This window comes from Shewanella sp. SP1S1-7, from assembly GCF_031932105.1.
Lineage (GTDB): Bacteria > Pseudomonadota > Gammaproteobacteria > Enterobacterales > Shewanellaceae > Shewanella > Shewanella baltica.
Window position 1 is genome coordinate 174,295 of sequence record NZ_JAUOEU010000002.1, and the last position, 21,213, is coordinate 195,507.

Annotated in this window: 20 protein-coding genes; 12 read left to right on the forward strand and 8 right to left on the reverse strand. The window is 46.6% G+C overall.

The features are described from left to right. Positions 1 to 135: 135 nt before the first annotated feature. Positions 136 to 1,026 (reverse strand): hypothetical protein, encoded by an 891-nt coding sequence (locus tag Q4Q49_RS02565; RefSeq protein ID WP_311998568.1) that lies wholly within the window; start codon positions 1,024 to 1,026, stop codon positions 136 to 138. Between the two features lie 348 nt (positions 1,027 to 1,374). On the opposite strand from Q4Q49_RS02565, the gene Q4Q49_RS02570 reads away from it, so the two are divergent. From Q4Q49_RS02570 to Q4Q49_RS02580, 3 genes are all read left to right on the forward strand, one after another. Then, on the forward strand, positions 1,375 to 2,022 hold the full coding sequence (locus tag Q4Q49_RS02570) for a peroxiredoxin-like family protein (protein WP_311998569.1): 648 nt from the start codon (positions 1,375 to 1,377) through the stop codon (positions 2,020 to 2,022). 99 nt (positions 2,023 to 2,121) lie between these two features. Beyond that, positions 2,122 to 2,757 (forward strand): DUF2913 family protein, encoded by a 636-nt coding sequence (locus Q4Q49_RS02575; RefSeq protein WP_311998570.1) that lies wholly within the window; start codon positions 2,122 to 2,124, stop codon positions 2,755 to 2,757. A gap of 145 nt (positions 2,758 to 2,902) precedes the next feature. Continuing rightward, the gene (locus Q4Q49_RS02580; protein WP_311998571.1) at positions 2,903 to 3,655 is read left to right on the forward strand and encodes a transporter substrate-binding domain-containing protein; all 753 of its coding nucleotides are present in this window, start codon (positions 2,903 to 2,905) and stop codon (positions 3,653 to 3,655) included. Between the two features lie 306 nt (positions 3,656 to 3,961). Here the strand turns inward: Q4Q49_RS02580 and Q4Q49_RS02590 are convergent, their stop codons facing one another. The 3 genes from Q4Q49_RS02590 to Q4Q49_RS02600 form a co-directional block, all read right to left on the reverse strand. Next, complete coding sequence (locus tag Q4Q49_RS02590; protein WP_311998572.1) at positions 3,962 to 5,740, reverse strand: flotillin family protein; 1,779 nt, start codon at positions 5,738 to 5,740, stop codon at positions 3,962 to 3,964. Positions 5,741 to 5,776: 36 nt separating this feature from the next. Then, entirely contained in the window at positions 5,777 to 6,412 is a 636-nt protein-coding gene (locus Q4Q49_RS02595) for a YqiJ family protein (RefSeq protein WP_311998573.1), read from the reverse strand. Positions 6,413 to 6,518: 106 nt separating this feature from the next. Then, the gene (locus Q4Q49_RS02600) at positions 6,519 to 7,085 is read right to left on the reverse strand and encodes a DsrE family protein (RefSeq protein WP_311998574.1); all 567 of its coding nucleotides are present in this window, start codon (positions 7,083 to 7,085) and stop codon (positions 6,519 to 6,521) included. Positions 7,086 to 7,148: 63 nt separating this feature from the next. Here Q4Q49_RS02600 and Q4Q49_RS02605 point away from each other — a divergent pair, with 63 nt between their 5' ends. The 5 genes from Q4Q49_RS02605 to Q4Q49_RS02625 all read left to right on the forward strand — a co-directional run bounded on the left by Q4Q49_RS02605 (position 7,149) and on the right by Q4Q49_RS02625 (position 10,518). Continuing rightward, positions 7,149 to 8,654: a carboxypeptidase M32 gene (locus tag Q4Q49_RS02605; RefSeq protein WP_311998575.1), complete on the forward strand. Its 1,506-nt coding sequence runs from the start codon at positions 7,149 to 7,151 to the stop codon at positions 8,652 to 8,654. Between the two features lie 168 nt (positions 8,655 to 8,822). Continuing rightward, positions 8,823 to 9,320 carry a GNAT family N-acetyltransferase gene (locus tag Q4Q49_RS02610; protein WP_115334149.1) on the forward strand — a complete coding sequence of 166 codons (498 nt, stop codon included), beginning with the start codon at positions 8,823 to 8,825 and terminating at the stop codon, positions 9,318 to 9,320. Continuing rightward, positions 9,317 to 9,667 carry a DMT family protein gene (locus tag Q4Q49_RS02615; RefSeq protein WP_006082592.1) on the forward strand — a complete coding sequence of 117 codons (351 nt, stop codon included), beginning with the start codon at positions 9,317 to 9,319 and terminating at the stop codon, positions 9,665 to 9,667. The genes Q4Q49_RS02610 and Q4Q49_RS02615 overlap by 4 nt, the downstream gene beginning before the upstream one ends. A gap of 29 nt (positions 9,668 to 9,696) precedes the next feature. After that, a complete protein-coding gene (locus Q4Q49_RS02620; protein WP_006082593.1) occupies positions 9,697 to 9,954 on the forward strand; it encodes a DUF2960 domain-containing protein in 258 nt (85 codons plus the stop codon). Between the two features lie 54 nt (positions 9,955 to 10,008). Further along, positions 10,009 to 10,518 carry an RDD family protein gene (locus Q4Q49_RS02625; RefSeq protein WP_006082594.1) on the forward strand — a complete coding sequence of 170 codons (510 nt, stop codon included), beginning with the start codon at positions 10,009 to 10,011 and terminating at the stop codon, positions 10,516 to 10,518. Between the two features lie 126 nt (positions 10,519 to 10,644). Here Q4Q49_RS02625 and lptG read toward each other — a convergent pair whose 3' ends face one another. After that, positions 10,645 to 11,703: an LPS export ABC transporter permease LptG gene (gene lptG / locus Q4Q49_RS02630; protein WP_006085768.1), complete on the reverse strand. Its 1,059-nt coding sequence runs from the start codon at positions 11,701 to 11,703 to the stop codon at positions 10,645 to 10,647. Further along, positions 11,700 to 12,812 (reverse strand): LPS export ABC transporter permease LptF, encoded by a 1,113-nt coding sequence (gene lptF / locus Q4Q49_RS02635; protein WP_311998576.1) that lies wholly within the window; start codon positions 12,810 to 12,812, stop codon positions 11,700 to 11,702. Before lptF ends, lptG begins: the two co-directional genes overlap by 4 nt. Positions 12,813 to 13,055: 243 nt before the next feature. Here lptF and pepA point away from each other — a divergent pair, with 243 nt between their 5' ends. From pepA to Q4Q49_RS02655, 4 genes are all read left to right on the forward strand, one after another. Next, positions 13,056 to 14,564 carry a leucyl aminopeptidase gene (pepA, locus tag Q4Q49_RS02640; RefSeq protein ID WP_006082597.1) on the forward strand — a complete coding sequence of 503 codons (1,509 nt, stop codon included), beginning with the start codon at positions 13,056 to 13,058 and terminating at the stop codon, positions 14,562 to 14,564. Between the two features lie 342 nt (positions 14,565 to 14,906). After that, complete coding sequence (locus Q4Q49_RS02645; RefSeq protein WP_071938331.1) at positions 14,907 to 15,410, forward strand: DNA polymerase III subunit chi; 504 nt, start codon at positions 14,907 to 14,909, stop codon at positions 15,408 to 15,410. A gap of 20 nt (positions 15,411 to 15,430) precedes the next feature. Continuing rightward, positions 15,431 to 18,307 carry a valine--tRNA ligase gene (locus Q4Q49_RS02650; RefSeq protein ID WP_311998577.1) on the forward strand — a complete coding sequence of 959 codons (2,877 nt, stop codon included), beginning with the start codon at positions 15,431 to 15,433 and terminating at the stop codon, positions 18,305 to 18,307. Between the two features lie 339 nt (positions 18,308 to 18,646). Next, positions 18,647 to 19,096, forward strand: a complete 450-nt coding sequence (locus tag Q4Q49_RS02655) for a cytochrome c (RefSeq protein WP_006080801.1) — start codon at positions 18,647 to 18,649, stop codon at positions 19,094 to 19,096. Positions 19,097 to 19,142: 46 nt separating this feature from the next. On the opposite strand, the gene Q4Q49_RS02660 is transcribed toward Q4Q49_RS02655, so the two are convergent. Both Q4Q49_RS02660 and Q4Q49_RS02665 read right to left on the reverse strand, forming a co-directional pair. Continuing rightward, positions 19,143 to 20,371 (reverse strand): IS3 family transposase gene (locus Q4Q49_RS02660; protein WP_311998578.1). Its coding sequence is split into 2 segments (ribosomal slippage): positions 19,143 to 20,020 and positions 20,020 to 20,371, totalling 1,230 coding nucleotides; the frame shifts between segments, so codons are not numbered across the junction. Between the two features lie 102 nt (positions 20,372 to 20,473). Then, positions 20,474 to 21,166 carry a cytochrome b/b6 domain-containing protein gene (locus Q4Q49_RS02665; RefSeq protein ID WP_311998579.1) on the reverse strand — a complete coding sequence of 231 codons (693 nt, stop codon included), beginning with the start codon at positions 21,164 to 21,166 and terminating at the stop codon, positions 20,474 to 20,476. Positions 21,167 to 21,213 lie beyond the last annotated feature (47 nt).

The following is a 21,213-nucleotide window of genomic DNA, read 5'->3' on the forward strand; positions in this document are numbered from 1 at the left end:
ACAAGCCATAGGCTATAAGAGTGACTCGCTCTAAAGATGGCCTATCTCAGTCCGAACTCTGTGACGGACTCAATCGGCAAGTTATCCCCTACCTCATTTGCACAATACTTAACCCACGGAACTGAGGCCGATCACTTATTCCAAAAAACCACCAAATAACTGTTTAAGCCTTTGCTCATCAATGGGATTTTCGCCGCGCCAGCCCGCAAGCGGTAAGATGATGTCAGAGCGAATACTGCCCGGGTATTTGATATTGCAGATCTCCTCAAATGGCGTAAATGCTTCATAAAGCGGCTCAACATAGGAATTTGGCATGATGCCAAGCTCAGCTAACACCATCAGTTGGCCACGGAAACTGTACTTATTAAAATTGGGGATAATCTTGGCTTTCTTCACCCTTTGCTCGAGTTTTCCGGGTGTTTCATCTAAAGGAGCCTGACGGATAGCTTCAATTAATGCACTGAAGATGGCCACATCCTCTGCATTGGGTTTACAAGGCGATAGCATACAAAATTCTTGTAATTCTATGAGGTTGTGCGCCCAGCGCTCGTTCCACACACTGCCAGCGTAACAGGAAAAGATTTTTTGCCCCTGCTCAATCCAGTTAACGCGCTTGATGGAACACACAGGACAAATGTCATTAGCGGTTGCCATCGAATGTTCTGGTAGCGCCTTCGCAAACAGATAGCTGAGAATGGGTTGACGACCGCGCGGGAAACTTGAAAAACCACATAAATAGGCCGCCAACAGATTTTCCAGTGACAAATTATGCTCTAGGAGTAGTTTTTTATAGGCAAGAACGGCCTCATCATGGCTTAGCTTAACCCTGTTATTGACCGGATAGCCACTCTGTTCAATCAATGCGATTTCGGTATCAGATAGGCCTTGATAGGAGTAGATATTAGTTCCCGTATCGACATCAAACACATCGCCATTATCGATTCTTTGTTGATAACCATGCTCGTCTTTGCGGTACGACTTTTTATAATAGACTTTCTTTAACGCCTTAAATAATCCCTTATCCATTTACCACTTTCCTATTGAAAAAATTACCAAACATCACTTCAGCCTTTCAAGGCTGTGGCAATATTATCACTTTCGCGTTCGGCGCCCCACCTTAAGCTCACTCGATCTGCTGACTCGACTAGCCCACATTATCGGTTCACACCATTGACTTATATGAGACTAAAACGAGCTTTTGGGTGATTGAGCTGCATTGCTTTAAAAACACCACTTAATCTGGATACACACTGCAATAAATTGCAGCATTCGCCGTTCTTATAACAGTCTTCCCCATTCACGCCCCAACAAGCGTACAAACCAGAGCCAATCGCTTGAATTGATAGAATAACCCATAACAAAGAGAGATTACTTATGCCGTCCCTACTACAGCGCTTTTTACTGACCACCAGCCTACTGCTTGGCAGTTTTACCACACTAGCTCAACCTATCGCTAAGGATGAATATTCGGTTAGCCCACTGCTCAATGGCGAACAAATTCCCGCAATTACCTTACAAGATATGAATGGCCAAAGCGTTGATTTAGCAAAATTAACCGCACAAAAACCAACCATTTTCTTTTTTTACCGTGGCGGCTGGTGCCCCTTTTGCAACAACCAAATGGGGCAACTAAAAGCCATCGAACCTAAACTTATCGACATGGGCTTTCAGCTGGTGGGAATTTCCCCTGATACGCCCGCACAGTTAAAGGCATCTGCCGCAAAAAACGAACTCAAATATCAGCTACTTTCCGATGAAAAAATGCAGGCATCGCAAGCCTTTGGTCTTGCCTTTTACACTAGCAAACAAGTCACTGATACTTATCTGAGTCGCTTAAAACTGGATAACCCACTGTGGACAACGCCCGAAGGCGATAAACGCTTAGTTCTGCCAGTGCCGGCAATTTATATCGCTGACACTCAAGGATTAATCCATTTCCAATATGTGAATCCTAACTACAAGGTCAGACCCGCACCTAAGCTGATCTTAACCGCCGCAAGTTTGGTGGGATCGCAAGAATAAATATCGGTTTATCGACCGCTTTGCTAAACTAGCTCCGCCGCAATCAATATCGTCCAAGTTCAAATAGATAACATCACTTCAGCCCGCGGCGGAGTCATAATGAATTCTCAAACCTATAACCAAGCTGTGCTCGAACTCGCCCTTGCGGGTCTTGCCGATTTAACCGCTTCAGCACAGACCAAGAAAGCCCAGCGCACTTCTGCGCAGGAAAGTCATTTTTTGTGTAATTGGATGGTCGAGTCCTTAAAGGAAAAACGCTTTTCTAAACTGGTAGCCGACGATCTCACGGCTTGGATACGTTTGGCTCGCAGCCAAGGTGCGGGCGCCGAACTCAAGCGTTTGCTAGAAAGGATCGTGCATCAATATCAAACAGTTGAGACATCGGAGCAAGCTTTGGGTACGGCATTAAATGCCATGATAGCAACCTTAAAACAAGCCGATTGGTTAGTCTTTACTGACACTGAAATCAGTGCCAAGCTGAAACTCGATGGTGATGGTCAATCTAGCTTAGTGATTGATGCCAAAGAATTTAATCAACATATTAAAGACAATCAGCTGATCAAGCCAATCAACTTATATGTCCGTGCCGATGAACAGACACTAACGCGTATCGCCCTGTCCCATGGGTTATTACTGAGCCAAGGCAATAAGAAAACCAGCTTGATTAAGCACCATAAAACCTATCAAATTTTCCCTAATAATCAGCAACCAGCTTTGTGCCAGCTATTGGCTTAAGGTGTAATAGCGAAAAGCAGAAAATAGCTTGAATATGACGGATGTGACTGATTGTGATCCAATAAACAATTCATTCACACAGTTTAGATAGAATGACCATCGGATAGGTCTTGGCTAAAGCAGAGATAACAAGGATAAAAGCAATATGGTTAAGCGATGTTTGCAGTATAAACACTTAGTTCGATTTGCCTTGTTCACCCTTTGCTTGACTCAACAGCACTCCTTTGCGGAACAGCTCAAATACAATATCACTGGCTCCTATTCTTGGTATCCGTATTTTATCGGTGATCAAGCCGAGGCGCCGGGGATGATCACTGAGCTTATTCCGATGATTTTATCTATGGCTGAAATCAAAGGTGAAATCCTCGCCCTGCCGCCAAAGCGCACCAATAATGCGCTAGAAACCGGTCAACTCGACTTTGATATCGTCAGCCCCAGTTGGTTTGAAAAGCAGGATTTAGGGCCGCTGTTTGTCAAATCGGCCCCCATAATGCAAATCACTGAATATGTGGTCACATTACCAGAGAATGTCAGTAAATATAAAGATATCAGCCAGATAAAAGGCCAAGAAATAGGTACAGTGCGCGGTTATTTATATCACGACGATAAAGATTTTATCCGCGCAGACTTTACCTCAGAGCAGGAGCTGATCAAAGCCTTAGATAAACACAGAGTCAATGCCGTTATTGCTGGTAATTACCCAGCCTTGTATTGGTCGACTCAGTTGCGGATCCCTGTCGCACTGGCGGCAGTGCATTCTGATGGTGACTTAGTGTTTAGGTTACGAAAAGAACATGCCGATTTGCTGCCTGCCATCAATCAAGCCATAGCGACACTGAAGGCCAATGGTAAAATTGACGAAATCATCAAAAAGTACACTCAAACGCTGGCAAGCTGAGCCAATACGGCCAACCTTAGCAACCTGCACGGCTTGTCACACGCTTATCGATAGTCGTCCATGCACGCAGCTTTGGCGGAGTTTACCAAAGTGATGCCAGCTGTGGTCGAATTTAGCAATCAGGACAGGAGTCATGCGCAACCTGTCATGCCGAAGGTCGCTCATCGGGGGTCGACAAGGTACACAAATAAGCCGTTAGATTTTATTGGCCTCAAAATAAAACGCTCGCAAAAATGCGAGCGTTTTTAGTTAATCAAGCAGATTTAATCTCATAAAGCTAACCTCGTAAAGTTAGCTAAGTCGACCTTACAGCTTAGGCACGCTTTGACTCTCGACCACATGCGTTTGGCTGTAATCTTTAAGCTCAGCATGAGACGACTTCACGCCACTTAACGCCTCGGCTGTTAAGGTGTTATTGCCGTTTAATAAATCATTTAAGGTGCCAGTATCGCCGTTCACTAAGCCCAATTCTCTAAGCATGGCATCAACCACCGGCGCATTAGCGCGATAGTTTAATGCAGCGCTAGTCACTTGCTCGGCAATCCCACCTTGATGGTGAGCAGCTTCGCCACCCGCTGCCAATTGATTGCCAGCGCCATAGCCTTGAAGAATTTTAATGCCTTCGATGTTTTCCAACGGTTTAACGGCTTGTGCCACGATTTCAGGCAGCGCTTTTAAAATCGCGAGGGATTTTTGCAGGGCAATTTGCTCATCACTCAAGACGTTTTCAGCTTCGTAAAGCGCTTGTTTACCCGCAGCTTCAACGGCATAGACTTTCTCATCCGCTTCGGCCTGCAGTTTTTTCGCATCGGCGCTAGCGCGCGCTTCAATCAGAATCGCACTCGATCTGTCTTCAGCAGCACGTTTCTCGGCTTCGGCTTGTACTGTCACACCTACCGCATCACGCTCTGCTTCTTTACGGGCATCAATCACTTCAATCTCTTTGCGACGATTCGCTTCGGCCACTTGGCGCGCTGTGATGACCGCTTCTTCTTTCTCAACCTTCAGCTTTTCGGCTTCAGCAGCACGGGCACGGGCGGCCGACTCTTCTTCAGATTTGGCCGCAACCGCAATGCGTTTTTCCTGCTCAGAAACTTCAATATCCCTTTGCTGTTGAATGCGCGATTGTTCAATCGACTTATACTTTTCAATCTCGCGGGTTTCGATATCTTTTGTCTTTTCGATTTGAGCCGTTTCGATAGCGCGTTCTTTAGCAATTTCGGCTTCGCGTTCTTCACGGGCCTTGTTTTCTTTCTGCTTAATGATTTCCGCTTTTTGATCGGCGCGTTTAAACTCCAAAGACTGTTGCTGGATCAAGCGCGCTTCTTCTTCCGACTTTTCAATCTCTAGGGATTCTTTTTCGGCTTCGAGGTTACGTTGCTCGATCTTAATCCGGTTATCCTGTTGGATATCGTTAGTTTCTTTACGTTTCTCTTCAATGATTTTCGCCAGACGCGCACGACCTTCGGCATCGAATGCGTTGTTTTCATTGAAGAACTGCAAATCAGTTTGATCAAAACCCGTTAACGAAACCGACTCGAGTTCGAGACCGTTTTTCTCCAGATCGTTAGCCACGTTATTTTGCACTCGTTGCACAAAATCGGCACGCTGCTCATGCATTTCTGTCATGGTCATTTCAGCAGCAACGGCGCGGAGTACGTCAACAAACTTAGACTCCATCAGCTTTTTAAGCTCTTCAACGCGGTTTGTGCGCGTACCTAAGGTTTGCGCCGCCATCGAAATACCATCGGAATTTGGGGCAACACGTAGGTAGAAGTCGGCCTTCACATCGACACGCATTCTGTCTTTAGTGATCAGCGCATCTTTCTGAGTTTTTTCCACTTCGATACGCAGGGTATTCATGTTGACCGAAATGGTTTCATGCAGCACTGGCAGTACGATAGCGCCGCCATCTTTAATGATTTTTTCACCGCCAAAGCCGGTACGCACAAAGGCCATTTCTTTGGTTGCACGTTTATATAACTTGGCAAAAATTAACCCGATCACGATAAAGCCAAGTAACACCATACCGGCAACGAGCAAAATAAAACTACCGGATGAACCGATATCAGTTAACACATCCATTTGATTTCCTTTCAATTGATTTATAGCTGGGGACGATTAATTATCAAAACACGTAGCAGACCAGACACGGCCTTCACGCTTAAGTAGCACTACTTGAGTGCCAGAGGCAAACTCGATACCCGAGGTTTCAGGCTCGACTAAGACGTAATGTTTTTGTTGGTGTTTATCACGCACAACGGCTTCAGAGGGCATGCCTTTGATGGCGCAGCCTAAGGTAATAGTCGCGACATAGCCGCTCAAATCATCAAGCGAAATCGCGCTCGATTCATTTTTGGGCAGATGTTCGGCCAGCACTCGACCGAAATAACGGCAAGAAAAGGCACTCGCAACTATGGCTATGGGTAAGGTGAACAATTGCGGCAGTAAAAGGCCAGCGACATTGAAACTGATAAAATTGACGATATAACCCGCAATCGCAAAACTGGTCAGTGCGAGCACAAACCAAATCAATAACGGCAGTCGATTGAGGCACAGCCAACCGGCAATGCCAGTAAGTCCGCCAGGGCTGACATCTGCGTCATAATCCGCATCGATAGGCACCCATTGGTCTAGCGCACTCATCATGCTTAAGCCAATGACTAACGCGAAGGCTTCAAACACACCGAGGGCCAGAACAAAGGCAAAAGCTATGGTGTAAGGTAAATTAGGCTGCTCAACTAAAAACGCCCACATAGTCATCTCCTTGAACAATACAGCATTCCATTTATTTCACTGTAATTATCGACTTATGCGCCACAGAATAGCAAGCCAAGCCTTATTTCCAAACTAAAAATTTACCCTAAAATGGATTTTCACTGTAACCCTGCTGCGCCAAAATAGCGTGGGCTGTCATCGCCGATAATGCCATATCAACACCAGGTAATAATGAGGTATTGGTTAAATCAAAATAAGCGGCGCTCTGTCCGCAGATATAAAACTTCACGCCGTGATCAACCAGAGCCTTAACCAAAGCGCGATTAGCGTTTACGGCACCTGAATGCTGCTTGGCATAAAAAACATCATCTGCTAAATCGCTAATACCGCCACCTTGCACCACCATAGCCAGCTCGATATCAGTTTCTTTAACGCCTGCCGCCACATGCATGTTGATAAAACGCGCTAAACTTTCGAGCTGACGATTCGTCTTGCCCACATCGGCCGCCTTACTCATATCAAAAGCCACTTTAAACTTCATGCCCTTAGGAATAGGCATCATGCTGTCGACTTTGGCAATCTGACCAAACTCAGGAATAGCAGGCCCTGCGACAAATTTATCGGCACCCGCCTGCGCCGTCGAAGCGATAGCGGCGAGGGTCAGGCACAGCGCAGCCTTTAGCGTTTTAGTGCTATATGATTTTGACTTCATTGTATTATCATCCTGTTATTGTTATTTATTCGCGCAGATTTTATGCGCCAGAAGGGAAATCCCATGGGCACACCTAAGACTAAAGTACCAACGCCAAGTTACGACAAACTGACGGCACATTTCCAGAAAATTTCTCACTTTGAACATTTCAGCGCTTTGGGTGACTGGGATCAAGCGGCCATGATGCCTATGGGCGGCGGTCAAGATCGCGGCGATGCTATGGCAGAACTGGCTCTGCATATCCACGGTCTCAAAACCTCAGACACCTTAGCCGAGCACTTACACGGCGCGGAGGACGAATCACTCTCAACAGAGCAAGAAGCCAATCTGCGGGAAATACTGTACCAGTATCAACAGGCCAACTTAGTGCCAGGCGACCTAGTACAAGCCAAAACCAAGATGGCTTATCAATGCGAGAATGCGTGGCGCGAGCAGCGTAAAAATAATGATTGGCAGGGCTTTAAGCCCAATCTAAAAGCGGTCATCGACCTTGCCAAGGAAGAAGCGCAGATCCGCGGCGAAGCGCAAAATATCACGCCCTATGACGCCCTGCTCAATAAATTTGAACCGGGAATGACCACGGCAAAGCTAGAACAAACCTTTGGCGGCCTGAAAGATTGGCTACCGACACTCATCCAAGAAGTGCTGGCTAAGCAGGCAAACGAACCAAAGCTTGTGCTCAATGGCCCCTTCGATATCAGCGCACAGCAAGCCCTTGGCCGTGACGTCATGGCGTTTTTAGGGTTTGACTTTAATCACGGCAGGCTGGATATGAGTAGCCATCCATTTTGTGGCGGCGTACCAAGCGATGTGCGGATAACGACCCGCTACAATGAGGCCGATTTCAGTAGCGCAATCATGGGCATAGTTCATGAAACAGGCCATGCCAGATACGAGCAAGGTTTACCTCAAGCGTGGCGCGGTCAACCCGCTGGGCTTGCACGTTCTATGGGCGTCCACGAAAGCCAAAGTCTATTTTGCGAAATGCAGCTTGGGGCAAATCCGGCATTTTTACGCCAGTTGCAGCCTAAAATCGCGCAGCATCTTAACTGTCATTTCAGCGCCCAAGAATTAGCCCAGCATTATACCCGCGTGAATCCCGGACTTATTCGCGTCGACGCCGACGAAGTCACCTATCCTTGCCACATTTTGCTGCGGTTTGAGGCAGAAAAAGCCTTTGTCGATGGCAGCTTAACCGTCGATGATTTACCTGATTTTTGGTCGACGCAGATGCAACAATTACTGGGGATCAATACTGATGGCAATTACCGCGACGGTTGCATGCAGGACATCCATTGGGCTGTCGGTGAGCTAGGGTATTTCCCAAGTTACACCTTAGGCGCCATGTATGCCGCCCAATGTCGTTTTGCGATGGAAAAAGCCTTAGGGCCGATTGAAGCCCTAATCGATGCAGGCAAGTTGGACTCGGTATTCCAGTGGCTGCGCGAGCACATTTGGTCAAAGGGATCCTTGCTCACGACCGATGAACTGATCCGCCAAGCAACGGGCGAAACCTTGAATGGTCAATATCTTGAGCGTCACCTGCGTCAACGATATCTGGGCATTTAACCGCTGCGAACGCTTAGCTCAGTTTTAATGGGTTTTAAAGCGCTTTATATTGCCGCTGGAGCCTGCATTTTGAAGCCGCTTGAGGTTATAATGCCGAGCTTATTTGAATCAGGACTCTTTCTACGGAGTTCCTTCAACAGGACTTTTGAAACAGGATAATTGTCGGCCATGTTACTGCGAGCAATCACCCCACAGGATTGGGATGCCATTTTAGCAATCCAAGATGAGTGTTACTCACAACTGGATCCTGAGCCATTGCACGTGCTGCAAAGTAAATGGCAGGTATCGCCACAGTCCTGTTTTGTGTTCGAAGTAAATGGCTCAGTTGTCGGTTATTGCTTGGCTCACCCTTGGACCACCAATATGCCGCCAGCGCTCTATCAGCCCATCACCGATTTACCTAAGGCTGATACTTTATACCTGCACGATATTGCGCTTTCAGCCAAAGCCCAAGGTTTAGGCGCAGGTGCTAAGGCACTCACCCGCTTAACACTGCTGGCGGATCGATATAATCTCAATTCCTTGTCCCTCGTTGCCGTTCAAGGCGCCGACAGTTATTGGCTAAAAATGGGCTTTAAGCCTCAGACCATAGACAAGTGCCTTGGCAGCTATACCGACGATGCCATGTATATGATTTATAAATTTAATCATAGAGATGAAAGATGAATCCAACCCTAACGACTATTGGTTTACTCTGCTTGAGCAATATCTTTATGACCTTTGCTTGGTATGGGCATTTGAAAACCTTAGGCTCAAAGCCTTGGATTATCGCCGCCTTAGTGAGTTGGGGCATCGCCCTATTTGAATACTTGCTGCAAGTGCCCGCTAACCGTATCGGTTACACGGTCATGAATGTCGGCCAGTTAAAAATTTTACAAGAAGTCATCACCTTAAGTCTGTTCGTCCCCTTTGCCTATTTCTATATGAAAGAGCCATTGAAGCTCGATTATTTGTGGGCAGGATTGTGCATATTAGGTGCTGTGTATTTTATTTTTAGAAGTGAATTTAATTAATTTCAGACTTATTTCAGGAGAGCTCACCCATGGCCCGTCAAGTCACTTATACCTTCAAAGGTAAGACTAAAACTATCGCCTTTAGCTACGACAAACACCATGATTTATATGAAGCTGTGGCCGAAGCCGAAGGTATCGATCTGACCAAATTTTTAGCCATGGAGCAACAAGTCGCCATGACGTCGCGCAAGGGTGCTAAGGCTGAAAAAGAATTCAGAAAAGTAGAATTTGCCCGCTTTGGCTTTAGCAATATCCATTTTGTTAGAGACGAAGAACCAGAAGCCTAGGCAGGTTATTCATTTTTGTATTCGCTTTAAGCACTTTAAAAACAGGACACTGTGATGCTCAATACCGAACATGCTAACTTTCCCCGTGCGGGATTCTTTCGCCGCTTAGGTGCTGCCGTTTACGATTCGCTGTTAGCCGTGGCCGTTTATATGGTTTCTGGCGCTGTGGGCTTTGGCATTTTCTACGGCCTTACCGCTTCAGGATTGGCTGGCATGAATGGCTTTGAGCATGTCTCTGACGCGCTCAATGGCACGCCGATTTACCATGGTATTTATCAACTCTGGCTCGTCTTATGTGTTGGCACTTTCTACGCCTTGTTCTGGAGTAAGGGCGGTCAAACCTTAGGGATGCGCGCTTGGCGGCTTAAGATCCAACATCCAAACGGCCAAAACTTAAGCATGATCACGGCCTACGCTCGCATCGTTTGGTCACTGCTCGGCATTGGTAATCTGTGGATCCTCATCAATGGCAATAAGCTTGCCCTACAAGATAGTATGACCCGCTCAGAAGTGGTTGTATTGTCTAAAGAAGCCAATCAAATGCGTAACTGGCACGGCGCCTAAGTTTAGTTTCCAGTAAATTGTCAGCATAAAAAACGACGCAAAAGCGTCGTTTTTTATGGGCTATTTTTTAGGGACTGTTCTTATAAACTATTCTTATAGACTAAATGGGAAGTAATAAGATGAGTATCATCGCCGGATAAAGTAGAAGGCAACGCCGGTAAACAGCAAGCTTGGTGCCACAGCCCCCACATAGGCAGGTAACTCATACACTATGCTCATAGGACCAAAAATCTCATTACTGATATAAAAGCTGAAACCCGCCACAACCCCGAGCAATACCCGCGCGCCCATAGTCACAGTCCGCAGCGGCCCAAATACAAACGACAGTGCCACTAACATCATCACAGCGACCGTCACCGGCTGCATCACCTTGCGCCACAGCGCCAATTCATAGCGGCTAGGATCTTGGCTGTTGGTTTTAAGGTAATCGAGATAACCGACCAGACCGCGGATAGATAACGCCTCAGGTTTAATCGAAACTACACTGAGCTTATCCGGCGTTAAACTCGACTGCCATTGGTCTTCTTCCAGATACTCAAGCACGACTTTCTCATAGCTTAAATCGGTACGTTTGACGTCGAATAAACGCCAACGGTCTTGGGAAAACACCGCGCGGTCCGCATGTACAACGTTGGTGAGCTTGAGTTCGCTATTGAACTTATAAAGCGTAATATTGTTGAGTTTATTGATGTTTTCAACTTCACCAATATTCACGAACAAATCACCATCCTTTGCCCAAATACCGCGATGGGACTTAATTAAACTCCCGCCTGAAAGTTTAATGGCTTGCAACTCATTAGCCTTTTGCTCGGCAATCGGTGCGCCCCATTCCCCTAACACCATCACCAGTAACATCAAGGGCACAGCGGTTTTCATCGCCGACATAGTGATCTGCAAACGTGACATGCCAGAAGCTTGCATCACTACAAGTTCAGAGTTCGATGCCAACATTCCCATGCCAATCAAGGCGCCCAGCAACACGGCCATAGGGAAAAACATTTCGATATCCCGTGGCACTAAAAACAACACATAGATGCCTGCATCCATCATGCTGTAGGTGCCACGACCGACTAAACGCAGCTGGTCAACCCATTTTATGATGCCCGACAAGCCAGTCAACACCAGCAAACACAGCGCTGAAGTGCTTAACAATACTCTGGCGATATAAAGGTCTAATATCTTCATGCCGCCACCTTCTTATGGGCAAAAAGGGTCGAGATACGACTAAATATAGGCCTATCTTTGCCGAGCAAGAACAGCCCCATCAAGAGCGCCGAAATATGGATCCACCACATGCCTAAATACAGTGGAATAATTCCATCTTGCAATGCCTTACGTCCGGCGACCATGAGGCCAAAATAGCCAAGGTACAAGAGTATTGCGGGGAACATTTTAGCGAACTTACCTTGACGCACATTTACCCGCGCGAGTGGTACCGCGATCAAGGTCATGATCGGAATCGCCAGCGGAATGGCAAGACGCCAATGGAATTCGGCAACGGCTTCTGCACCTTCGATTTTCACGAGTTCATCGACAGGCAGTGCAGATAATTTACGGCGACGCTCGTCGACTTGCTGCTCTTTAATTTGCATTTTATAACCACCAAATTCGATCATTTGGTAGTCCTTCGCCTTAGGGCTGCCTTGATAACGCACGCCATCATTCAAGTTCAATTGCTGCGCGCCTGAACTATCTTCCTGCACTCGCCCACCTTTGGCCACCACCACATTGGTGACGCCGGTTTCGTCATCAGGGTCTGGCAACTGGGCCACAAACACTTTATCTAACTCGTTGTCTTTACCTATACGTTCTACAAATAATACCGCGCGGCCATTAGGGCTCGCCTGAAAACGCCCTTGCACTAAGGCCGCAAGCCCGGCTTCGGACTGGGCTTTTTCGAGCACTTGGTTTTGCTGCTCTTCTGCCCAAGGGGCGACATAAAGGGATAAATAGCCGGTAAACAACATATTGATCACGGCAAGAATCAGCGTCACGCGGGTGACATACCACTCACTGACCCCAACACCGTGGAGAATGACCATCTCATTTTCGGAATACATACGGCCGTGGGCCAGTAAAATCCCCAAGAACAAACTTAACGGCAGGACTAAGATCACCAGATAAGGCAAGTTAAGCCCTATCAGGGTCATGATTAAAGAGGCGGGAAAATCGCCGTCGGAGGCATCGGCCAGTATACGCACGAAATGCTGGCTAATAAAAATAGTTAACAGCACTAAAAGTACCGCAATTTGTGCCTTTAAAACTTCTCGAATAAGGTATTTAAATACAATCACAGGCAGGATCCGGTCTCTAAACTTATCTTTTTGCTGGTAACAGACTAACTTTCATGTAAACTGTTTACTTTTGATAGTTTTCTGACCAGCTTCAGGGGTTCTAGGTAAACTTAACGTCACGAAATGCGTGACTCAAGCGCCGAGAATAAATCACCTTTGGAGTAATAACTTAGGCCCTTTTCGGGACAAGCAGACATTATCCAATAAATATAAAAATTTGTCTTTAAGAATCTAGGAGTGCTCATGGAGTTTAGCGTAAAGAGCGGTAGCCCCGAAAAACAACGCTCAGCCTGTATCGTGGTCGGTGTTTATGAACCCCGTCGTCTGTCGGGTATCGCGGAGCAATTAGATAAAATTAGCGAAGGTTATATCAGTAACCTACTGCGTCGCGGCGATCTGGAAGGTAAACCTGGCCAGATGTTGTTGCTGCACCATGTTCCTAACGTATTGAGTGAACGTGTATTATTAGTGGGTTGTGGCAAAGAACGAGAACTAGACGAACGCCAATACAAACAAATCATCACTAAGACAATCAACACCCTTAACGAGACGGGTTCAATGGAAGCAGTTTGCTTCTTGACTGAACTGCACGTGAAAGGACGCGATACTTATTGGAAAGTACGTCAGGCGGTTGAAACCACCAATAGCAGTCTTTACAGCTTTGATGCCCTGAAGACCCGCAAAGGTGAAACTCGCCGTCCACTGCGTAAATTAGTGTTCAATGTCCCCACTCGCCGTGAGTTAACCTTAGGTGAGCGTGCTATCGAGCATGGTATGGCAGTGTCTGCCGGCATGCACTTATGTCGCGATGTGGCCAACATGCCACCAAACATCTGTAATCCAGCCTATTTAGCTTCTCAAGCTCGACAAATGGCTGAAATACACGACACACTGCATGTCACCACCATCGGTGAAGAGCAAATGGCCAAACTGGGCATGAACTCATACCTTGCAGTCGGTCGCGCCAGTGCCAACGAATCCATCATGACTGTGATGGAATACAAGGGCGCTGTCGATAGTACTGAGAAACCCATCGTATTAGTCGGTAAAGGGTTAACCTTCGACTCGGGTGGTATTTCATTGAAACCTGGCGAAGCCATGGACGAAATGAAGTACGACATGGGCGGCGCAGCGGGTGTTATCGGCACCATGAAAGCCATCTGTGACATGAAGTTACCTATCAACGTTGTGGGTATTCTGGCTGGCTGTGAAAACATGCCATCGGGTAATGCTTACCGTCCAGGTGACATTCTGACCACTATGTCAGGTCAAACCGTTGAAGTGTTAAATACCGATGCGGAAGGCCGTTTAGTGCTGTGTGACGTATTAACCTATGTTGAGCGTTTCGATCCTGAACTGGTTATCGATACTGCAACCCTGACTGGCGCATGCGTAATTGCCCTTGGTAAACACGCATCGGGTCTATTCTCATCGCATAACCCACTGGCACACGAGCTATTAAGTGCCGGTGAGCAAAGTGGTGACCGCGCATGGCGCATGCCATTGTGGGATGAGTATCAAGATATGCTCGACAGTCCATTTGCTGACATGACCAACTTAGGTGGTCGTCCAGCAGGTGCTATCACAGCAGCATGTTTCCTGTCGCGCTTTGCTAAAAAGTACAACTGGGCTCATTTAGACGTTGCGGGTACAGCTTGGAATAGCGGTGCTAACAAAGGTTCTACGGGTCGTCCTGTGCCACTATTGACTCAGTTCCTGATCAATCGTGCAGGCGTTGAACTCGGCGAATAGCCGACTATCAGGGTTTAGCTTTTTACAGACCAGATAAATCAAAGGCGAAGATGAAAATCTTCGCCTTTTTTATTCACTATTTTATTCTGAACATCAATTTCCGGAATAAGGGCTTAAGTTAGAAAACCTAAAAGACAGAAACAATTAAATAATATTTTCAACAGGTAATAACAAAACCTAAGTCATCAAAAGCGACTTGAAAGCATCCCATTAAGCCCCGCAAGACAGTGATAGATAAAAGCTCAGCGTAAGGTTTGCCCCAAGCATTAACCCATACTGACTTTTAGTGTAAACTGCTGCTTTCGTTCGCCACTAAAACAAGTGAAGCAAGGCATTGAAATCATGACTCAAGTGCTGTTTTATCTCATGCCGCCAGTGGCATCACCTGCCAAGGCCAAGGTTGATTCACCTGTTGCAACCGCGAATGCAAACCCTGCGCTTTGCGAGATGCATCTTCTGGCATGCCAACTGGCGCAGCAGGCTTTTGTGAAACAACAATGGGTCTATATCCATTGCCAAGATAAGCAGCAAGCCCATGCGATTGATGAACTTTTATGGCAGTTTGAGCCAAGTGCTTTTGTGCCACATAACCTCAAAGGTGAAGGCCCGATGACGGGATCGCCGGTTGAAATTGGTTTTGATCGCCTCGGCGCCAACAAAAGTCGCCAAGTTCTGATTAATCTTGCAGACCAAGCGCCCCCATTTGCGGTAAACTTTGGCCACATTATCGATTTTGTTGCCAATGACGATCAGCATAAAGCGGTCGCTCGCGAACGTTATCGACAGTATCGCGGCTTAGGGGTCAATTTACAGACCCAAGACTTAGCAACACATCCACTTAATTAGTTTGAGACAGACACGTTCCCATGGAAAAAACATACGATCCGCAGTCCATCGAGCAAACTCTTTACCAAAACTGGGAAGAGCAAGGTTACTTCAAGCCACACGGCGATGAATCCCAAGGTAATTATTGCATCATGATCCCGCCACCAAACGTGACGGGCAGCTTGCACATGGGCCACGCCTTCCAAGACACCATTATGGATACTTTGACCCGTTACCAACGGATGAAAGGCAAAAATACCCTATGGCAAGTCGGTACTGACCATGCGGGTATCGCCACCCAAATGTTGGTTGAGCGTAAGCTTGAAGCCGAAGAAGGCAAAAATCGCCATGACTTAGGTCGCGATGCCTTTATGGATAAAGTGTGGGAATGGAAAGCGCAATCGGGCGGCACTATCACTAAGCAGCTACGTCGTATGGGCGCTTCTGTTGATTGGGACCGCGAGCGTTTCACTATGGACGAAGGCTTGTCCAAGGCAGTACAAGAAGTGTTTGTACGTCTGTACGAAGACGAGTTGATTTATCGCGGTAAGCGTTTGGTCAACTGGGATCCAAAGCTGCACACGGCTATCTCTGATTTAGAAGTAGAAAGCAAAGAAAAACAGGGCCACATGTGGCATCTGCGTTATCCACTGGCCGACGGTGAACTGACTGCCGATGGTAAAGACTATTTAGAAGTCGCTACCACGCGTCCAGAAACTATGCTCGGCGACAGTGCTGTTGCAGTGCATCCCGATGATGAACGCTATCAAGCACTGGTCGGTAAGTTTATTCTGTTGCCGATTGTTAACCGCCGCATTCCTATCGTGGCTGACGATTACGTCGACATGGCCTTTGGTACAGGTTGCGTGAAGATCACCCCAGCCCATGACTTTAACGACTATGAAGTCGGTAAACGTCACAACCTGCCAATGTTCAACGTGCTGACCTTAGATGCCGCCATTCGTGCAAGTGCCGAAGTGGTGAACTCTGACGGTACCTTTAACAAAACGCTCGATGGCAGCCTGCCTGAACGTTTTGCAGGACTTGACCGTTTTAAAGCCCGCGATGCTATTGTCGCCGAATTTGACACCTTAGGTCTGCTCGAGAAAATCGCGCCTCATGCCTTGAAAGTGCCTTACGGCGATCGTTCAGGTGTGGTTATCGAGCCAATGCTGACCGACCAATGGTATGTGGCTGTTGCGCCAATGGCGAAAACCGCTATCGAAGCCGTTGAAAATGGCAGCATTAAATTTGTGCCGCAGCAATACGAGAACATGTACTTCTCGTGGATGCGTGACATTCAAGACTGGTGTATTTCGCGTCAATTGTGGTGGGGTCACCGCATCCCTGCATGGTACGACGAAAACGGCAAAGTCTATGTCGGCCGCAACGAAGCCGACGTCCGTGCTAAGCACAATATCGCTGACTCAATGACCTTACGCCAAGACGAAGACGTACTGGACACTTGGTTCAGCTCAGCCCTGTGGACGTTCTCAACCTTAGGCTGGCCTGACAATTTAGAAGATTTAAAAACCTTCCACCCAACCGACGTGTTGGTGACAGGTTTTGACATCATCTTCTTCTGGGTTGCCCGTATGATCATGATGACCATGCACTTCATCAAAGATGAAGACGGCAAGCCACAAGTCCCGTTCAAAACTGTCTACGTGACCGGCCTTATCCGCGATGAAGCGGGTAACAAGATGTCAAAATCTAAGGGTAACGTACTCGATCCATTAGACATGATCGACGGTATCGGCCTTGAAGATTTAGTTGAAAAACGTACCGGCAACATGATGCAGCCACAACTGGCAGCCAAGATTGAAAAGAGCACTCGCAAAGAATTTGCCGACGGTATCGAAGCCCACGGCACAGATGCACTGCGCTTTACGCTTGCGGCAATGGCATCAACGGGTCGTGACATCAACTGGGACATGAAGCGCTTAGACGGTTACCGTAGCTTCTGTAACAAGTTATGGAACGCCTCACGCTACGTGCTGATGAACACAGAAGATCAAGATTGTGGCCCTGGTTCTCCAGAGCACAAAGGCGGTGAAATGGAACTGTCGTTGGCCGATCGCTGGATTATTGGCTTGTTCAATCAAACCGTTAAGACCTTTGACGATCACATGACAGCCTACCGTTTCGACTTAGCAGCCAATACCCTGTATGAGTTCACTTGGAACCAGTTCTGTGACTGGTACTTAGAATTAACTAAACCGGTATTGCAAAATGGCAGCGAAGCGCAAATGCGCGGCACCCGTCACACCTTAGTGACAGTGCTCGAAGCGATGCAACGCCTGATGCACCCTATGATGCCGTATATCACTGAAACCATCTGGCAGCGCGTTAAACCGTTAGCTGGTGTCGCTGGTGATACCATCATGCTGGCACCGTTCCCAACATTTGATGCCGCTAAAGTCGATAGCGCAGCAATGGCCGATTTAGAATGGGTTAAGCAAGTGATCGTCGCTGTGCGTAACATTCGCGCCGAACTGAACATTGCCCCATCTAAGCCGCTAAATGCCCTACTTCGTGGTGTTAGCGCGCAGGATAAAGCCCGTGTTGAAGCCAACCAAACCTTCTTCACCACACTTGCCCGCTTAGAAAGCATGACCATTTTAGCCGATGGCGAAACTGCGCCTATGTCGACCACTGGTTTGATTGGCGAAATGGAGCTGCTGATCCCTATGGCAGGCTTAATCGATGTCGCCGCCGAAATGGTCCGTATCGACAAACAGCTTGAAAAACTCGGTCAAGAGATCGCTCGCATCGAAGGCAAATTGTCGAACCAAGGTTTTGTGGCAAAAGCTCCAGCCGAGGTTATCGACAAAGAGCGTGCTAAGATGACAGATCTGAAACGTGACATAGACAAGCTCAACGAGCAAAAATTAGAATTCGCTAAGTTAGAAGCTTAAGCTTCTCATTTGCTCTGATTCACTTGTTATGATTGGTTCTAACTGAATGAAGGGCAGCCACTAGGCTGCCCTTCTTATATCTATGTTAAATACAAAAATTAGTCGCTTACTGTTAAATTCATATATAGCCAAATCTTTCTTAGACAATGACTGGCTTAATACTAAAACCATCTAGATTAGTGTTGTTGTTAAACCGACATCAATTTTCATACAAATAACTTGTTACGTTTAGTCATCTTATCCAGACAAAAACTGACAAAAATGCTTCTAGTACATCAAGTTAATTTGTGTACAATAGAAGCGCAATGTCACACTTCGACGCTAATTTGTGAGAATACGATGAAAAAATTACTACTTACTCTCGTTGCCAGTACTCTATTGGCTTCAGCTGCACAGGCACACAATTTCGAAGATTCTAAAGATGCGATTGAATACCGCCAATCTGCATTTGGTCTTATTGCTTATAACTTCGGCGATATGGCTGCCATGATGAAAGGCAAAAAACCTTTCGAAGCGGAAACCTTCGCAATGCGTGCAACGAATGTTGCTGCATTATCAAAAATTCCTTTCGAAGGTTTTATTGATGGCTCAGACAAAGGCGACACTGAAGCCTTAGCCAAAGTTTGGCAAGACAGAGCTGATTTCGATGCAAAAATGAAAACTTTCCAAGAGAATGCCGCCATTCTTGCAACTGTTGCTCAAAAAGGTGATCAAGCTGAAATCAAGCAAGCCTTTATGAATACAGGAAAAAGCTGTAAAGGTTGTCACGACGTTTATAAGAAAGACTAGCTCTATTTAGTTTTTCGTGTCTCGTCCTAAGATAGGTTGACAGTTTTTAGGCCAGCTCCAGTAGCTGGCCTTTTCTATTGTGCACCTGATTAGGGGTTGCCATATTCAAACTCAGATGCGGTCTCATATCGTTGTATATTGCTATCGATTCTCTAACAAGTATCTTCAGCTCCGCAAATGTCCTACATCGGTGCAGTAAAAACTCCTGCTTCAGTATGCCATTCACTCTTTCTGCTAATGCATTTTGGTAGCAATCATAACCATCCGTCATTGACGGCTGGATTTGGCTCGCCTGAAGCGCATTCTGATAAACTGCTGAGCAGTGTTGTAAGCCTCTGTCTGAGTGATGCACCGCGTTGCCGATATAGCGTTTATCTTTTATGGCCATTTTTAACGCTTTCACCACACTCTCGGCTTTCATGTCTTTACTCACGTGATGACCGACTATCTTACGCGAACTCGCATCGGTGACCAGTGACAGGTAGTGCACACCTTGGTCTGACTCAAGATAGGTGATATCGCTGACCAGTACATGCTCTGCATCATGCAGTCCTTCCTCTTTCAGCAAATTAGGATGCTTCTTCATCCAGTGTTTGCTGAACGTGGTTTTTGTGTAGCTTTTCTTCGGTTTAACCAGTAAACCTTCACTTCTCAAATAGGTAAAAAAACCATCTCGCCCGAGTTTAATATCGTGCTCAACCAGCTTGGATTTTATCAACGTGTAGAGCTTACGGGCCCCTAACCTTGGCATATATTTACGCCAGTACTGGACCCAGTCTTGGATGACCGATAGCTCAGCTCTACGACTTTCCATTCGAGCAATTGCCTGATAAATACCTTGCCTCGACATACCCGCAGCACGACATGCGGCTGCGAGGTTTATTTCGCCGTTGCTTTTTGCTTGCCAGACGTACCGGATAAGTACTTTTTTCTGAGGCCTGCTCCATATTCATTGTCCATGATATCAACCATGCCATTGAGGATTTGGTTACGCAGTTTCTCTTCTGCTAATTCACGTTCAAGGCGCTTGATCGTTTCGGCAGGGGTTTCTTTTGACTTAGGCATAAGGGGATGCTGAAAAGGTTTCGACCAATCGAGTCTACCATGTTTTCTAAGCCAAACGAGTACGGTTGAACGGCCTTGAATACCAAAACGAGCTTGGGCTTGTTTGTACGTCATTTCGCCTTTTTCAACACGCTCTACAACGCCTAATTTAAAGGCTAAGGTGTAATCTCGTTGTGTGCGCTTACGGCTTGAGTTAATTGATGTTGTCATAAAGAAGTCCTCTTTATGTCAACGTATTTCAGGACGGGACATCGTCCATCAAAAAGCCTGCTTATTAGCAGGCTTTTTGTTACTCAAACACTCTGCGTAAAACTATAGCACTTGCACTATCGGCCACATTAAATACACAAAGACCACAGCCGCTAATACAGCCAGCAGCACTAAGGCAAGCCACTCTGACTTGAATGTAAGATCACGATTCACGCTTGATGACAGTGTCACCTTAGAGACCTTCTTGTAGCCACTGAGCATAGCACCAACTAACTTATCGCCCTTGATGGCATGGATAACCACTGCCAGTACATGAATGGCACTCAGCGCTAGGATAAGGTTAAAGTTCATCTTATGTAGCCAAGTCAAAAATCCACTGGTATCTGAACTGACATAGCTATAGAGCGGACCTTCGGTAAAAATATCATCGGTCGCAAAAAGGCCTGTGACTAATTGCAGGCTAATGATCCCAATCAGTGCGACAACCATGTAGCCACCAATAGGATTGTGCCCCAGCACAACGGACATTCCCTTGGTTTTGATTGCTTTCAAGTAGTCGAGCACAACCTTAGGGTGATGAACAAAGTGGCTAAACCTTGCCGTATCGCTACCAATGATCCCCCAGAAGATCCTAAATCCAATGAGGATCAGCAAACTATAAGCAAAAATTTGATGCCACTGCATTTCGCCAGCGTCAGCACTCCACCATAGAAGCGCCAACAGACACACCATGCCCCAATGGAAAATTCGCGTGGGTAAATCCCAGACCTTAATCTTAACGTGTTCAGTATTCATAAAATGGGCAAACTCAAAGTGAACGAATGAAATAAGTTGAGGTATTT

Excerpts from the sequence above, each read along its gene's own strand:
- Q4Q49_RS02565 (WP_311998568.1), bottom strand. The coding sequence starts at position 1,026 with ATGGATAAGGGATTATTTAAGGCGTTAAAGAAAGTCTATTATAAAAAG.
- Q4Q49_RS02570 (WP_311998569.1), top strand. The coding sequence starts at position 1,375 with ATGCCGTCCCTACTACAGCGCTTTTTACTGACCACCAGCCTACTGCTT.
- Q4Q49_RS02575 (WP_311998570.1), top strand. The coding sequence starts at position 2,122 with ATGAATTCTCAAACCTATAACCAAGCTGTGCTCGAACTCGCCCTTGCG.
- Q4Q49_RS02580 (WP_311998571.1), top strand. The coding sequence starts at position 2,903 with ATGGTTAAGCGATGTTTGCAGTATAAACACTTAGTTCGATTTGCCTTG.
- Q4Q49_RS02590 (WP_311998572.1), bottom strand. The coding sequence starts at position 5,740 with ATGGATGTGTTAACTGATATCGGTTCATCCGGTAGTTTTATTTTGCTC.
- Q4Q49_RS02595 (WP_311998573.1), bottom strand. The coding sequence starts at position 6,412 with ATGTGGGCGTTTTTAGTTGAGCAGCCTAATTTACCTTACACCATAGCT.
- Q4Q49_RS02600 (WP_311998574.1), bottom strand. The coding sequence starts at position 7,085 with ATGAAGTCAAAATCATATAGCACTAAAACGCTAAAGGCTGCGCTGTGC.
- Q4Q49_RS02605 (WP_311998575.1), top strand. The coding sequence starts at position 7,149 with ATGGGCACACCTAAGACTAAAGTACCAACGCCAAGTTACGACAAACTG.
- Q4Q49_RS02610 (WP_115334149.1), top strand. The coding sequence starts at position 8,823 with ATGTTACTGCGAGCAATCACCCCACAGGATTGGGATGCCATTTTAGCA.
- Q4Q49_RS02615 (WP_006082592.1), top strand. The coding sequence starts at position 9,317 with ATGAATCCAACCCTAACGACTATTGGTTTACTCTGCTTGAGCAATATC.
- Q4Q49_RS02620 (WP_006082593.1), top strand. The coding sequence starts at position 9,697 with ATGGCCCGTCAAGTCACTTATACCTTCAAAGGTAAGACTAAAACTATC.
- Q4Q49_RS02625 (WP_006082594.1), top strand. The coding sequence starts at position 10,009 with ATGCTCAATACCGAACATGCTAACTTTCCCCGTGCGGGATTCTTTCGC.
- lptG (WP_006085768.1), bottom strand. The coding sequence starts at position 11,703 with ATGAAGATATTAGACCTTTATATCGCCAGAGTATTGTTAAGCACTTCA.
- pepA (WP_006082597.1), top strand. The coding sequence starts at position 13,056 with ATGGAGTTTAGCGTAAAGAGCGGTAGCCCCGAAAAACAACGCTCAGCC.
- Q4Q49_RS02645 (WP_071938331.1), top strand. The coding sequence starts at position 14,907 with ATGACTCAAGTGCTGTTTTATCTCATGCCGCCAGTGGCATCACCTGCC.
- Q4Q49_RS02650 (WP_311998577.1), top strand. The coding sequence starts at position 15,431 with ATGGAAAAAACATACGATCCGCAGTCCATCGAGCAAACTCTTTACCAA.
- Q4Q49_RS02655 (WP_006080801.1), top strand. The coding sequence starts at position 18,647 with ATGAAAAAATTACTACTTACTCTCGTTGCCAGTACTCTATTGGCTTCA.
- Q4Q49_RS02665 (WP_311998579.1), bottom strand. The coding sequence starts at position 21,166 with ATGAATACTGAACACGTTAAGATTAAGGTCTGGGATTTACCCACGCGA.